This is a genomic window from Pedobacter sp. PLR (assembly GCF_026239675.1).
Taxonomy (GTDB): domain Bacteria; phylum Bacteroidota; class Bacteroidia; order Sphingobacteriales; family Sphingobacteriaceae; genus Pedobacter.
Genome location: NZ_JAPIVQ010000012.1, coordinates 1 through 14768 on the forward strand (window position 1 = coordinate 1; position 14768 = coordinate 14768).

Annotated in this window: 14 protein-coding genes and 1 pseudogene; 7 read left to right on the top strand and 8 right to left on the bottom strand. The window is 37.8% G+C overall.

All coding sequences use genetic code 11. The features are described 5' to 3' along the window. The 3 genes and pseudogenes from OQX61_RS23115 to OQX61_RS23125 form a co-directional block, all read right to left on the bottom strand. Positions 1 to 782: pseudogene (locus OQX61_RS23115) on the bottom strand (hypothetical protein); the annotation flags it as partial. 1340 nt (positions 783 to 2122) lie between these two features. Continuing rightward, on the bottom strand, positions 2123 to 2446 hold the full coding sequence (locus tag OQX61_RS23120) for a hypothetical protein (protein ID WP_265844204.1): 324 nt from the start codon (positions 2444 to 2446) through the stop codon (positions 2123 to 2125). A 124-nt stretch (positions 2447 to 2570) separates the two neighbouring features. After that, entirely contained in the window at positions 2571 to 2804 is a 234-nt protein-coding gene (locus OQX61_RS23125; protein ID WP_265844205.1) for a cupin domain-containing protein, read from the bottom strand. A gap of 1022 nt (positions 2805 to 3826) precedes the next feature. On the opposite strand from OQX61_RS23125, the gene OQX61_RS23130 reads away from it, so the two are divergent. After that, entirely contained in the window at positions 3827 to 4114 is a 288-nt protein-coding gene (locus OQX61_RS23130; RefSeq protein WP_265844206.1) for a hypothetical protein, read from the top strand. 182 nt (positions 4115 to 4296) lie between these two features. Here the strand turns inward: OQX61_RS23130 and OQX61_RS23135 are convergent, their stop codons facing one another. Beyond that, positions 4297 to 4872, bottom strand: coding sequence for a hypothetical protein (locus OQX61_RS23135; RefSeq protein ID WP_265844207.1), 576 nt, complete (start codon positions 4870 to 4872; stop codon positions 4297 to 4299). A gap of 693 nt (positions 4873 to 5565) precedes the next feature. On the opposite strand from OQX61_RS23135, the gene OQX61_RS23140 reads away from it, so the two are divergent. Further along, the gene (locus OQX61_RS23140; RefSeq protein ID WP_265844208.1) at positions 5566 to 6105 is read left to right on the top strand and encodes a hypothetical protein; all 540 of its coding nucleotides are present in this window, start codon (positions 5566 to 5568) and stop codon (positions 6103 to 6105) included. Positions 6106 to 6477: 372 nt separating this feature from the next. Here the strand turns inward: OQX61_RS23140 and OQX61_RS23145 are convergent, their stop codons facing one another. Further along, positions 6478 to 6828 carry a helix-turn-helix domain-containing protein gene (locus OQX61_RS23145; protein WP_265844209.1) on the bottom strand — a complete coding sequence of 117 codons (351 nt, stop codon included), beginning with the start codon at positions 6826 to 6828 and terminating at the stop codon, positions 6478 to 6480. A gap of 92 nt (positions 6829 to 6920) precedes the next feature. Between OQX61_RS23145 and OQX61_RS23150 the strand changes: the two genes are divergently transcribed. The 4 genes from OQX61_RS23150 to OQX61_RS23165 all read left to right on the top strand — a co-directional run bounded on the left by OQX61_RS23150 (position 6921) and on the right by OQX61_RS23165 (position 10643). Further along, a complete protein-coding gene (locus OQX61_RS23150) occupies positions 6921 to 7559 on the top strand; it encodes a peroxiredoxin-like family protein (protein ID WP_265844210.1) in 639 nt (212 codons plus the stop codon). Then, a complete protein-coding gene (locus tag OQX61_RS23155; protein ID WP_265844211.1) occupies positions 7556 to 8359 on the top strand; it encodes a DNA alkylation repair protein in 804 nt (267 codons plus the stop codon). The genes OQX61_RS23150 and OQX61_RS23155 overlap by 4 nt, the downstream gene beginning before the upstream one ends. 54 nt (positions 8360 to 8413) lie before the next feature. Continuing rightward, positions 8414 to 9724: a branched-chain amino acid transport system II carrier protein gene (gene brnQ, locus OQX61_RS23160; RefSeq protein WP_265844212.1), complete on the top strand. Its 1311-nt coding sequence runs from the start codon at positions 8414 to 8416 to the stop codon at positions 9722 to 9724. A gap of 253 nt (positions 9725 to 9977) precedes the next feature. After that, the gene (locus OQX61_RS23165; protein WP_265844213.1) at positions 9978 to 10643 is read left to right on the top strand and encodes a DUF6629 family protein; all 666 of its coding nucleotides are present in this window, start codon (positions 9978 to 9980) and stop codon (positions 10641 to 10643) included. A 29-nt stretch (positions 10644 to 10672) separates the two neighbouring features. On the opposite strand, the gene OQX61_RS23170 is transcribed toward OQX61_RS23165, so the two are convergent. Both OQX61_RS23170 and OQX61_RS23175 read right to left on the bottom strand, forming a co-directional pair. Continuing rightward, a complete protein-coding gene (locus tag OQX61_RS23170) occupies positions 10673 to 11527 on the bottom strand; it encodes an alpha/beta hydrolase (RefSeq protein ID WP_265844214.1) in 855 nt (284 codons plus the stop codon). Between the two features lie 43 nt (positions 11528 to 11570). Next, entirely contained in the window at positions 11571 to 12668 is a 1098-nt protein-coding gene (locus OQX61_RS23175; protein ID WP_265844215.1) for a PAS domain-containing sensor histidine kinase, read from the bottom strand. Positions 12669 to 12867: 199 nt separating this feature from the next. Here OQX61_RS23175 and OQX61_RS23180 point away from each other — a divergent pair, with 199 nt between their 5' ends. Then, positions 12868 to 13944: a preprotein translocase subunit SecD gene (locus OQX61_RS23180; protein WP_265844217.1), complete on the top strand. Its 1077-nt coding sequence runs from the start codon at positions 12868 to 12870 to the stop codon at positions 13942 to 13944. Here the strand turns inward: OQX61_RS23180 and OQX61_RS23185 are convergent. After that, on the bottom strand, positions 13922 to 14599 hold the full coding sequence (locus OQX61_RS23185; RefSeq protein ID WP_265844218.1) for a competence protein: 678 nt from the start codon (positions 14597 to 14599) through the stop codon (positions 13922 to 13924). The genes OQX61_RS23180 and OQX61_RS23185 overlap by 23 nt on opposite strands. Between the last annotated feature and the right edge of the window lie 169 nt (positions 14600 to 14768).

Sequence of the window (14768 nt, forward strand, 5' to 3'; positions counted from 1 at the left end):
CCAACCGCAAAATCAGCAGGTGTTTTGTTCTCATTGCCTGGTATCGCTTTATAAATATCATAAGCTGATTTACCATCAGCGCCAGTAGCACCTTTTTCACCCTTCAGACCAACCGCAAAATCAGCAGGTGTTTTGTTCTCATTACCGGGTATCGCTTTATAAATATCATAGGATGACTTACCATCGGCACCAGTATCCCCTTTATCACCCTTCAAGCCAACCGCAAAATCAGCAGGTGTTTTATTCTCATTGCCAGGTATCGCTTTATAAATATCATAAGCTGATTTACCATCAGCGCCAGTATCGCCTTTTTTACCATTGATATTTGTCCAGGTCCCAAGTAATGGGTTATACAACCAGGCTCCACTATCATTTGTTACCATGCTGGTACCTGTTACCGGACCACCAGGATTTCCTGGAACCCCGGGAGCCCCTGTTTTACCAGATTGATCTTCAATAGAGATGGCCTGGCCTTTACTGCCTTTTACAGCTATCCATTTAGTCCCGTCATTGTAATAAATTCCTGGTTGAACATCATTATTAGCTACGGTATTATAAACCATCATACCGGCAACATGAGTTGCTAAAGGAGAAGGACTACTAGTTAAAGTCAAAGCAACACGAGCATGTAACAAGCCCTTGTCATTACTTTCTAACTCCAACAGTGCATCTTTATATGCTATTTTACTGCCAGATACACTACCATCTTTGATTTTTTGCTGAGCCGCTGCCCCAAACGAGAATACTAATAAGGGGAAACATAAGAGAAGTTTGTTTTTCATTAATTTAGCTATTTGTAAAACTTAAACTATAAACTTGCCTCTTATGGAAAATTGAAAATCTTATTTTGCCAATAAAAAGCGTTAATATAAACGGAATGAACATTCGTGATAATTTAGATTCAGGAAGCATTCATTTCGTCACCTGTAACAAAGGTGGTTAAGGAAAGTATCTGTTTACTAAAAAATGGCTACGCACATCTACGCACTGACGACAACCGACTTAAAACCAACAGATTAAGCAAAGGAAAAGAAAGAGAAAACAGACCTAAACATGATGGCAATTAATTGGATTACCCATACAATAATGCTAAAATGACCAAACTTTAGGCTATTCACATAAGTTTGAAAATGTAGTTAAGAGAGTTTCTGATATTTACAATAAAAATATAACTACCGTTTTTTCGTGTAGTAATTAAGCAATTACTTATGAGTTTGGCCGAAATACTTATGAAGACCGCAATGCTATACCAATTGCAGTTAAGAAAGTGGTGAGTCATTTTGAAAATCTACCCTACTCAGCGAATACCACACAACCAACTATTGAACTGTGCGGTTAAAAACATAAGGGATTCAGAAACTTAAGCAGCTGCTATCTGCTATTTTACAGGAAGGATCCAAAAATTTAATTGGCAAGGAATACAATATATAGACCATATGAGCGTCTTATATCTGAGAGCGTTAATTTAGAATGAAGCGGGAATGGTCGGAGATCATTCCCGCTTTCCTATTTAACCAAAAAGGAATCCATTACTTTTTCCCTGGTGATCGGAACCTCCAATGCGTAACAATATTCTAGAGCTTTGTTAAACAAGTCTGCTAATCAAAAGAAATAAAAGTTAAAATCTATGATTAAGGAAAGGCCTATCGCTAAAAGCTGGTGGAATGCGTATGTAACTTTGGATGATTTACTTAGTTCTAACTATTTGAACCCTGTTTATGGTATAGCTATAATCCCTGTTACCTAAGCGAAATCTACGGTTTTTATCCAATATAAAGAGCACATTTTCACTACCTTTAAAAAGGCAAATAACTTTACCCGAATTGCCATAACTGAGTTCATATACAATTGCTCTGAAACCTTATTATCTGGAGCTGCTGTTTGTCCTTTTACACTTTATATATAAGGAACAAACTAAAACAACCATAAATCATACAAATAAACTTTTTCATTGTCCTAATCTATTGAGTGTATAACTGGGTCCGCCATTTCCTACCATCAATTCTTGCTGGCTATCCAGCAAATGGATTAGACTTTCACTTAACCTGAGGAATGAAATAGAGGCTTCAGGTTTTTCGGGATCCAACTGATAAATCGTACCAACAGGATTTGCTCCTTTACCTCATTTTCCTCCCCTGTGAAGGCGCTTTCCGCCATGCAGTAGCCCCTTGGTTCCCTGTTTTGGCAATCCATAGTCACAATCCAAAATATAGGTCCCGGATATTTCCTGCTCTTTGCCTGAGAAAAGTTTGAGTTCCCATTTGATGAGTTCACATTCCGTTTCTTTGGGAATACCTGGTACAGGCCTGGTGCCAGAACTACAAGGTGTAATTCCTACATAAACAGCAGGCTTAATAACATTGCCGTTGGTCTGAGAACAGGCCTGCATCGTCATTAACATGACATTAAACAGGCCAATAAAAAAGACATACGTAATCCGTTTCATATGATCAGTTTATTAATGATAATAGTGATAAACTACCCTCAATTTTTGGGCCTATCGTTTATCTTTCGCTAATGAAACGGTTTAATACTTAGGTAAGACAGGAAGAGTTTTTTGAAATATTCCATCATCCTTGCTTTTTATTGACTTCCAGGTATTCTTCATCTGTTACGGGTTTTAGCCAGGTCACATTTTCTTCCCCTTTATAATTGGTAATTGCAATATGAATCATCTTAACAGACGAGGACGCCTCATGCCAATGTTCCAAACTTTCTGGAATATTGATCACATCACCCCTTTTTATCGCTTGTGTAGATTTCCCTTTTTCCTGATAACAGCCTTCGCCTTCTGTCACGATCAAAACCTGGCCTTTGGGATATTGTATGCCAAAGCGTTCTTGCCCCCGGTTCAAAAGTAACGTTGCCCAATGCAAATTCGTTGTTGCTGTCTTTCGCCAGCAAAAGATTGAGATAGGCAATTGATTTATATACCCAAATTTTGAGTTTTAGAAATCCCCGTTTTCCCATATGAGAAAATTAGTTTCACTTCATTGGGGTCCCTAATCAGAGATATAGTTACCATACCCAGAATTATGATTTAAGAATGTTCAACTGACGTTAACTTAGATACTATAGTATAGAATTGTGAGCAGAATATTCGAATAATAAAACCTTAGGAAAAGATAATCTAGTGAGGTGCACTGAGAACACGAATAAATGAGAATTTAACCTTATGTTTTTTACTAAACAAAATTTTAGTCGTATATTTATTAGATACCAATTGCAGTTAAAACGTATAAAAAAAGTGGTGAGTGATTCGGTGAGTCGAATTTTTTAAAACCGCACTAGATACTATTCAAACGTTGATTTCAGGACTAGGTTCTGATGCCAGCGGGATTACAAAAAGGCCTTTTAATCTTATGATTAAAGGCCTTTTTCCTTTTACGAGGATACCAAAACTTGCCCATTTCTTATCACTAAAGTGAGTGATTCGATGAGCCACTCTCTCTTTCTATCTGAAAAAGCAAAACAAAACTCCGTTTATCAGGCATATCAAATGAATGGTTCACACACTTTACTAAAGGCTATCAAAGATCACAATGAAAAGATGTAATCTTTGGTGGGTAAAGACTGTACAAGGCACATTGAACCGCTATGATTCTTAAAAAAGATCTGTCGATTTCAGTTTAGATACTAATGATGTTATGTCTTAATATTTAATTTCCTTAATATAGTTGAATTATATTTTTTTATGAGTTAATTTCTTTCATTGCCTAATTCTTAGGGCAGCCAGATTTAATGTTTTTTATCTTAATTGGAAGTAAAGGATATTTTAAACAAAATGCACTCTTTGCTGTTTATTAAGTTAGTAAATCTACCAACAATGAACACTCAAAATATTGACGAACAACCAAAACCAAACAACCAGGGGAAGACAGGGTTGGACGAATGGAACGAACGGCTAGATAGTAATCTTGAAACTGAGCATTGCGGGGATGAATTGGCAGATGAAAGGGCAGATCATTACTCCAAACAAAAGGGAAGTGGAGACCAATCAGACGATTCGGAAATTCATTTCAACAACAACGATCAACATGATCATGATGATAATATTGCTCTGAATCATCCTTATTCGCAAAATCTGCCTGGCATCCTTGATAGAGAAGAATAGCCATAGCTATACGAGAACGGGACAGCTTATAAATTGACCGTCTATTGACCGTATCTGGACCGGGATTTTGCATCCAGATATGCTCTGGATACGTAAGATCTAAAGGCTTTTAGATTGTGTCGTCTTCCCTGATAACAGATCATTATGTTACCCTCAAATATGCATTATCTCTATTGCTGCTACTAATTAGGCTTTAATGATATTTCTTTTAGTTTGCGCAATTCAGCTGTTTTATCCGGGTTCGCTTGATAGTAAATCGAATAATAGGATAATTCATTTAATCGACTAATATAAATAGACTTATCATAATCAATTTTAAAATTACTTATACTTGGATTGATCTTACTAACAGGCAGCGCAATGCTATTGATAAGTATATTACCAAACACTGAAGCAATAGCGCCGTCTTTTATGTCTGTTAAGGAAGGTTCTTCATTACCCCATTCATCAACGAATTTACCTGCAGCATTTTGTCTGTAATTTTTATTTTTACCCGTATCAGGTGTAAAATTCTTTAAATTGTAGTTTTTCTTAGGTACCCGAATTTTGATTGTTTTTATCAACTGAACAGCAATAGTTTCAATCCCTTTTTCAGAATTAATGATCACATTACCAGAATCAACTCTTTGCAATATCCCCTTATGACTGATATTATTTTTGGCTTTAATTATTGCCAAATAAAGCTGAACAGATTGTGCGTTGGCTGTGATAAAACCAGCAGTAATGAATAAAACGATAAGGCAAATAAATGTTCTCATAAGGGCGGAATTTTGCGTTTAAATTTTAATCAGCACATCACTATTCCCAAATATAACTCAATTTTAAGTAAAATTTAACCCAGCACTTTTCCGCGTTAGTAAACGCCGTTCTCAGCGTAAACTACTTACCAATCTTGCAAGACAGTTGGTGATCAAGCCCAAAATTTAACTACAAACACTCTTCCTTCAGCAGGTACAACAATATCCCCGGGACGTATGTCCATTGCTGCCCCCCCTTTTCCAGTTCTTACGGTGTGTTTTCTTTACACTGTCCTTGGTTATAGAATACGTTTGCAAGTTGGGCTGATGATGTAGTGGAACCTTAGCGCCTTTATCCATTTTAAATAGGGCCAGCATTTCTTGTTCACCATAAACATACTTGCGCTTTAAAGAAAGAATTTTAACGGCTGAAAACAAGCATACGCTAGGATTGAACGCTATACTTTTTTAATAAAAGAAATTTTAGTGGTATATTTATAGTATAACAATTGCAGTTAAAAACGTATAAAAAAAGAGTCCTTATAACCAGATAAGTCTATTATCATAGAAAGCCCGATTCTAAGAGGCAGACACCTAGATTCATTGACAGGTTATTCTCCCGGCATCAGATTTGTATTAGACAAGTTTTATTGAGCTAGCGAAATGATAAATTGTAAGTTTATTTTTAATTGTTAAAAAAAATATCCGAATAAAATGAAAAAGCTCGTTTTGATCTTAATGTTTAGCCCAATTTATTTATTTGCGTGTAGCAAATCGCAGCAAAACAACCCATTGCATACCAATGATTTGTCAGATACATCTGTTGTTTTCAATGCGGCACCTACTAAAATTGATGTAGAAAAAATATTGGGTCAGTCAGCGGGTTTGACAGATCAAAAGAAAGAAATAAAGGATAACCTTATAAAGAGGAGCTTAACTTATACTAGTTTGGAAAATGAGCCAGAAACAAATCGCACTGTAAATTTAAATTACATCTTGACAAAATACGCTGATTCCACCTTAGCAAGAAATGCTTATGATGATGTTTTGAAAAGTAATCATAACATGTCAGGCCAGACATCATTAATTGGAATCGGCAATGAAGCATGGTATCATAGTGATAACGAAAATTTCAGTGTAATAATTGTGAGGAAAGGCGATAAGTTATTACTTATGAAAATCAATAAGATGACCAGGAAATTCTCAATGGAAGAACTAAAAAAGGTTACTAAGCGGATTGTTTCAGAGGTATAACCTCCGTATTAAATTCGCAACTACTGGTTCCTGATGAAAAAGCTTGCCTATTTCAGTACGAGGAATCAGTGTTTTCCTTAACAGGCATTTTTACCCTTGATTTTCCCTGCTTTACTCTCTGTAAATCGTTTGTCTGGAACTGTTCAGCGCTACATCTTTCACTAAAAGTGAACTCTATTTATTATTTCTTGTACGAAATTTGTTGTAATTATATGGTTTTCAATAATGATACAAAATCAGGAAACATGAATATTTTCTCTTTTATAGCTATCCCTGTAAACACGTAAACTTAGCCTTTTATGTCGTTTGAAAACCTTAATGCCTGGACTCCAGGACTTATGCACCAGCTGACCTATTTTAGGCTGAATCATCTTAGTTCATGGTAACCTCCACGGTTTTTCTCAATAGCAATTCTCCCCAATCATTCAGTTTCCAAAGCACATCCACTAGCCCTTCCCCAAGTGGTGTAAGTGAATATTCGACTCGAGGCGGGAGTTCATTAAAGATTTTCTTGCTCAAAATTCCGGCTTCTTCTAATTCCTTCAATTGTTGATTTAAGACTCTTCTATCAACCTTTGCTATGCCACGTAAAAATTCACTTGGGCGTTTTTCGCCCTCATTTATACGCCACACTATCGGAATTTTCCATTTTCCACTGATGGCATTTACAGCAAATTCCAATGGGCAAATTTTCTCTGCTATCGCTCGTTCCTTTGTTTTCATAAAATTGACTTTTTTACCCCATAGGGATAATTATATGCGGTATTGTCGTTCTGAATTTACTTTCAAATCTTTGCAAAAATATAAAACAAAAAATGAAATATTTAGAGCAGCAGATTGAGGAACTTAATGAGAATTTAGCAAAGCAAATTCCGGTAGAGGTTTTAGAAGTCTTTGGCAAATCAATTCAGGATTTGAAAACCAAAAACATGGAAGACAACAGTATCAGTATAGGAGAAAGGTTTCCCGATTTCAACCTGCCCAATTCAAATAATGAAATAGTCGAATTAAAGGAGCTTCTAAAAAACGGAAAAGTGATAGTAGCTTTTTTTCGTGGCAGTTGGTGTCCTTATTGCAATCTCGAATTGAAAGCACTACAAGATAATCTAAAACAAATTACCGGCAGAAAAGTAACGCTTATAGCAATTTCACCACAAACGCCCGAATATAGCGAAGTATTGAAGAGCAATCACCATTTGGATTTTGAGTTATTGACGGATAAAGACAATATTTTAGCGAAACAACTTGGTATTTCATTTGAGCTTCAGGATGATATAATTCCTATTTACACCAGTTTAGGAATAGTACTATCGGACTACAACGAGAATGATCATAACGAACTGCCTGTTCCTGCTGTTTTTGTAATAGATACAGACCGTACTATTATTTACAAATTTGCTGATGCCAATTATATGAACAGGATTAGCATTCCAGAATTGATTGAACAGCTATGATCGAAATAAAAAGAAAAGGGGCAAGAAGTATAAAAGACATTCCAGCAGCTATTTTGGAACAGTTAAATCAAGGAGAGATTGAAACCGCCAATCTTGTAGAATGGTTAGCAGTTGACCAACGGCTATTATTAGAAAACTTACTCAAACAAAACAGGCGAACAGATTACCTGAAACCTATCCTGGCATCCATTGACCAATTAAAAAAGCAAACTGTCAATACCATAAATGAAACTATCGGGACTGGACTTTTTGAACTGGTAATTAAAAATAATGACCATGATTTTTTAAACACCTTATCAGGTCATAATGCTGATTTAGTTCGTTGTTGGGCTACCTATACTATTGGCAAAAACCAAAAGTTAAGCATTGGCGAAACATTATTACAAATCCAACCATTTGCTGCGGATAAACATTTTGGTGTTCGTGAAATATGCTGGATGTCTGTACGACAAAAAATAGCTGAAAACCTGCAAATGAGCATTGCCATTCTTTCAAAATGGACTTCAAACGATGATGAAAATACCAGGCGGTTCAGCACAGAAGCAACAAGACCCCGTGGCGTTTGGTGTGAACATATCGAAGTACTGAAACAAAATCCTACATTGGCATTAACCATCTTAGAGCCGTTAAAATCCGATCCTGCGAAATATGTGCAGGACAGTGTAGGTAACTGGCTTAACGATGCAAGTAAAACACAACCAGGTTTTGTAATGGAGCTTTGCGGACGTTGGGAAAAAGAAAGCGAAACAAAAGATACAAGATCCATTATCAAAAAAGCACTTAGAACTATTAATAAGTAAAAATTAGCTACTTTGCGGGATTTTGGATCAAAGCTTCAATCAAAAATTAAGAATTTGAATAAAAAGACAAGAGATATCCTCACCATAGGCTTTGCCTTATTCGCCATGTTCTTCGGAGCAGGCAATTTATTACTACCTCCTTACATTGGTATACAGATTGGAAACCATGTCTTGATCACCATATTGGCATTCGGACTCACCGGTATTTTATTACCCTTCCTCGGAATCCTTTCTGTCGTCATTGCTGGTGACAAATTCGAAGATCTGGCAGCTAAGATTCACCCGCTCTTGTCTCCCATTTTAGGAACCGTTATCATGCTTTGCATCGGTCCCCTGATTGCCATTCCGCGTACAGCAGCCACGACTTATGAAGTGGGTATTTTACCATCGTTTCCAGAATCTGGTCCGATCTGGACTTCCCTGATCTTTTTTATCGTGACCTGGCTTTTAACAATCCGACCTTCACGCGTAGTAGATATTATTGGCAACATACTTACACCCTTACTGTTAGTTTTACTAATCACATTAATACTGACCGGTATATTTTCACCAATTGATAGCTATAATGAATCCGCATTAAGCAGTGGTCAATCCTTCACCTTAGGTTTCATTGATGGCTATCAGACCTTAGATGTCCTGGCCTCCGTTATCTTCGCCGGGATTATTATTGCTGCATCCAAAGCAAAGGGTTATCAGAACACCCGGTCAAAAATGCAGGTGGTGATTACCGCTGGTGCACTTTCATCCACTTTCCTGTTTATTATCTACGGAGGACTCATCTACCTGGGCGCTACTTCGGGAATATCAGGCACTTCAATCAAGCGGTCTGAGCTATTGATGCACATCTCCCGGTCCATTTTAGGGCCATATGGGAACATTGGTATTGCGATCTCCATTGCGCTTGCATGCCTGACTACTTCTATTGCGCTGGTTGCGGCTTTTGGAACCTTCTTTTCCTCACTCAGCAAAGGAAAATTGGGTTATAAACTATTGGTTACCATTTGTTGTGTAGCCTCTTTTGTGCTTTCGATTACCGGAGTAGATAATATCATAACCTTCGCTTATCCGATTTTAAGTTTCGTTTATCCAATTGCGATAACCCTGGTTCTTTATTCAGTTTTCTTTGGCCGCATCGTCAAAAACCGAAAACCCTATCTTTATGCCTTACTAGCTTCAATGGTCATTGCTGTGTTTTATCTACTTAAACACTTCTCGCTCCTTAGCGAAAGCAACCTTGAGGCATTAAATTATATCCCGTTCTTTCAATATGAATTAGGCTGGGTTATACCTTCTGCTATTTGCTTCTTTGCAACCTGGGCAATCGGTGGCTCAGAAAACCAGAAACAAGTTGACCAAAGTCTCTGATACAGCAAATGATTTTATGGAGATAAGTCCATCGCTTTTACAGCTATGGACTCCCCCTTATTCATCCCGATATCATTTATTAAAAATGATACAACAGTAAGTATGCTGTTAATTTGAATCAAAAAAAATATATCCATTTAAACATAAAAATAGCTCTTGACACCTCAGAATTGGTTGTTGGCTAAACTTTTATTACGCTGAGGTGTTTTGTTTAATACCTGATGAATTTTCCCCAGATGTAAAGAAATAGCTGATGTGTTTTTCCGCTACGGCAAGTTTTACGGCAGGTGCCGGCCTGCTATTGGTGGGCGGTATTGCCTTGGTTAAGGCTAAAACTGCGCCGCAATATGTACTGGCCTGTATTCCGATCCTTTTTGCGGTGCAGCAGGTTATGGAGGGGTTGTTGTGGCTGGCACTTTCCCATGCGGCATATGCCCGGTGGACTGACCTGGCGATGTACCTGTTTCTGACATTCGCCCAGACCGTCTGGCCCATATTGGTTCCCTTATCTATGTTGTTATTCGAGAAAGATCCCCTGAGGAAGAAAATTTTGATAGGCCTCTTAGGGACGGGGGTACTTGCAGCCCTATACCTTGGCTATTCGCTACTGAGCTTTAAAGCCTCGGCTAGAATAGAGGAACACCATATCAGATATTCACTGGAATTCCCTTTCCAGGGCAGACTGCTCAGAGGCATTCCCTATATGCTGGCAACGGCCATTTCACCATTTTTTTCCAGTAACAAATGGCTCCGACTATTGGGCTGGGCGCTGGTACTTTCCTATGTGTTCACGGCAATCATCTATACAAACTATCTCACTTCTGTATGGTGCTTCTTCGGGTCGATCTTAAGCATGCTGATCCTTTTCATCATCGTAAAACTGAATTCGGAAAATTTAAAACCCATTGCCATACCCTAAGGTAGCAGTCAAATTAGTTATTAAAGATCCTAACCTAGAATTTTTAACATATCCTGAATCATCGCTGGCGATTTTATGATCCGCTCATGCCCGGCATCATGATAATTAGTAGAGTCGATTAAAGAATTTGAATCTAAAAAAGTCTTCATAAATAAATAGGGGGAAATCAGATCATTTGCGTCATAAGCGACCCAATGTTTAGATGACTCAGTAGTAAAGGGGGACCAATCAAAAAGATTATAGTGGGAAACGGGCTTCCTAAACCGCTCTTCAAAACTTTTAAAAAAATTGTTTTGAGTGGCTGTTGGGATGTCCAGGGCATTCATACTGGCTTCGAAGTTTTTCCCCAGATGGATTAATGGGGCAACGCTAATGATCTGCCTGGGATGGATTTGCAACTGCTTCATCGCAATTATGTTTGCCATAGCACCTAAAGAATGTCCAATGGTTACTTCGGGTACCCCATATTGATTGACAATAGTTTTTACACCCTCCGCGAACAGTACCAAACTAGATAGCGCAGCCTCAGATCCACCATTACCAGGGGCATCGAAAGCAATAATCTCAGTATCATCGATCTGCTCCAGGGCGATTATTATTTCATAAAGATCTGCTGCTTTTGAGCCCCAGCCATGTGTAAGTAGTATTTTTCGCCTACCTGCTCCCCACTTAAAAGCTTGAAAAGTTAACTCTTGTCCGGAGAAATATTCGTCATGAACCTTTAGCGTAATTTTTTCAGCACGATCAAGTAAATTTTTCTGAAAGGTTCTCAACGGCATCTTCGGAGAATAGCAAATATACTGCAGTATAAGATCCTGCAATTTATGTGTATCCTCATATTTAGTATTCCTTATTTCTGCTATAATTTGCCTGAGTATTTTCATAGAGCTTAATAAATTTCACCTATACCAGGCCGGAATTTCCAACCTAATCCCTGAATGTAAGTAAAAATGTCACCCCCTCATTCAACTTGCTTTCTACTTCAATATGCCCGCCTAAACTATTAATATGGTTGTATATCAAAAAAAGACCAATACCTTTACTGTCCGCGTGATTGTGAAATGTCTGGTGTAGCCCAAATACCTTGTGTTTAACTTTTTCCATGTCAAACCCCAACCCCTTATCTGAAAAAATCAATTGCCGGCTACCATTGGCTCGTTTTGTCGCAATAGAAATATCGGGATGGGAATCCGGTTTTGCATACTTAATCGAATTCGTAATCAGATTAAGAAATATACTATCCATATATACCTGATTAAAGTTGAGGGTATCAAATTCAGAAAAATCAATATTGATAACGGCCCTGGAGTCTAGTATCAGCGAATTTATAGAATGTGATACTCTATTTAGAGACTGATGTAGATTCAAATTTTCTGTCGGAACATGCACGCTTTTTTTCTGACAGGCCGCATCCAAATAATAATTTAAGGTAACCTTCAATCCCTCTGTTGTTGACTTCAATATATTAATCAGGCTTTTAGTCTCTTTATCCTGAATGGTCGAAACATCTAAAAGACTAAATATCGCAAGTAAATTATTTACAGGTGCCCTCAAATCATGTGAAGCCATATGGCTCAAATGCTGCAGCTCTTCATTTATCTTTGAAAGGCTGATAAAAAGTTTGTTACGTTCTTCTTCCAGTTTCTTTTTGTGCGTTACATTCTTGGCAATAGCATAAACCAGTTTCGATTCCGGAACAGGAATTGAAGTCCATGATAGCCATAAAATTTCACCACTTTTGGTCACATAACGATTTTCAAAATTTAACAGTGGAATGTTTTTCCTGAGGTTGTTCCGATGATCTTCTGTATTGTACTTGTCTTCCTCATAAACAAAATCATTTACGGGTCTTGAAAACAGCTCTTCATTGGTATATCCTAACAATTTAGAAACCGCCGGATTGATTCTTTTAAAGTAGCCATCAAAACCGGCTATGCACATCAGGTCCTGAGAAACTTCAAAAAAAGGCTCACTATCAAACCTCTCCTCAAAAACCTCAAATTGATTAATTTCTTTAGATATCATACACTCTGGTTGCTTTCTTATTTCAGTTAATAGCTATTACTATATTAAATTTACTAAAGTTTAGTTACTTATTCATTTTGTTCAGTAATCAAAAAGCTCTTTTCGTAAATCCATAAACGGTCACTAATTTCTTTATAAATCAAGAGATAAACTTTCGGCACCTGATTTTGTTACTTTAACTAGCCTTAACAATAAGTTTATGAAGTCTTTAATAACCCTCTTAGTCTCTCTGCTCCTCCTCAATAGTGCATCAGCACAACATCAAACCAAAGATGTGCGATATAAAAAATATGCAGGCCACTATGGCAATACCTCTGGTATCAGCCTATTTGAGGATGGAACCTATCTATTGTACGGTTATGCCACAGGAGTGTTTGGCACTTATAAATTTGAAAAGGATTACCTCCTATTCTATCCGGATCAGCAGGAATTGTTCGAAGTATTCGCTCATCAAAATCCCGCTTTAAGGGACAGCACAAGAATTAATTTCCTCGGCTTTGAAAGAGGCGGTAAAACCTTCGCTAAGTTTGATCAGGACAGCTTACGGAAGGTGTTTAATGATGATGTTAATTGTTTAAATGCACCGTTTGTGTACCAGAAAGCTGGCCAAACCAAAAACATCATCTTATCCAGGTTACCGGAAGAAGCTGCAAAACCAAATGTAGCTATCGAAAGCTCCCGGCATTATCACAATGCATCTGGATACAATGATTTTATCCTCGTCCACAATGCACCCAAACGCGAATACGAAGACTTTTCCGCAATGATAATTCCTGCTAAAACCGGCGATGTGATAAAACTTTCAAATTACGGTGGAGATGAAGGCTATCCTAAACAAAATAAGGAGGAACAAGCCCGGTGGAAGGAGATTCTGGAATGGAAAAGCCAATATGATCAATCAAAGGGAGTAAAGAAAAACGAGGTCTATGCCAATAAACATTACAATACATTTCCCGAACCAGATTCTTCTAAATATCATTATGACTCCAGATCCAATCAATACACAGATAGCTCCGATCAGGAGAATAGTGCTTATTACAAGCAAAATCAATACAACGACCCCAGATACCTGCGTAAATACATCAAACTCCAACCAGAAACTAAACTCAAATTCAGCGAGAGTAACTTAGCCAATAAAAGCATCTTCTTCAGCGTGTGCGGTGAAGGTTCTGAGCACTCCTATCACTATAAAGGTTTTGAAAAATACGAGGAAGAGAACCCACAAATGCCCCAAAACATAGAACCGGTTAAGATTAAAGATAACCCAGGTATTTAGAGAGAAAATCCTTTCTTGGAATCATATGTAGGTAAGGGTAATCTCCCGATAACTGCTTGCGTTGTTTCAATTGATATAAGAAATGCCCACCCAAATCCACAATCAGGGGACACCTGGCCTGGTACCAAACCCGGTGTGGGTTCTTCCAGCAAAAAGAATAGTAATGACTGGTTAAAGGGATGTTTTTGAGTTCAGGATGGTGGAAATTTAATACTTTCGTCTTGCCCTTTCCCTGCAAGAGGTCAATCTTTCTGATCATAGAAAGATGATCTGTATGGCAGAATTCGTAACCCGAGATCCTGGGGTCATTCACATCTGGCAAATGTTTTAAAATCCGAAAACCTTTGAACTTTTTCCCATTCAGTACCCAGACTAATTTGGGATAATAGGCCTCCCTACTTTCCAGCTCCTGAAGGCAAATCGGCGAATTCTGAAATTCAATGGTTGTACCACAAGGCGTATGCACATCGGCCCTATGCAACTCCCCCAAATCTCTATCTGCAAAGCTTACTTCACGAAAAGAAGGTGGAAATGCCTTCTTCCAGTTGCGGTGCCAGGGTGTCTCCCCAAAACTCCTCAATACTTGCTGTTGCTGAATACCAGGGGCAGGTTCAGGCATATCATCCTCAGGAAAAAGTGAAGTATTGAAATTCATAAGGGGCTACTTTAAATATTAGCGACCCACAAATCTATACTAATAATATTAGTATTCAAAAAATTACAAGAAATCTAAAGATTTTGAGAAAAATTCACAGCATCCCCTCCTCTTCCATATCAGCCTGATGATACAACCTTCTTTTTGTGCTACCCAAATGGGCATTTCG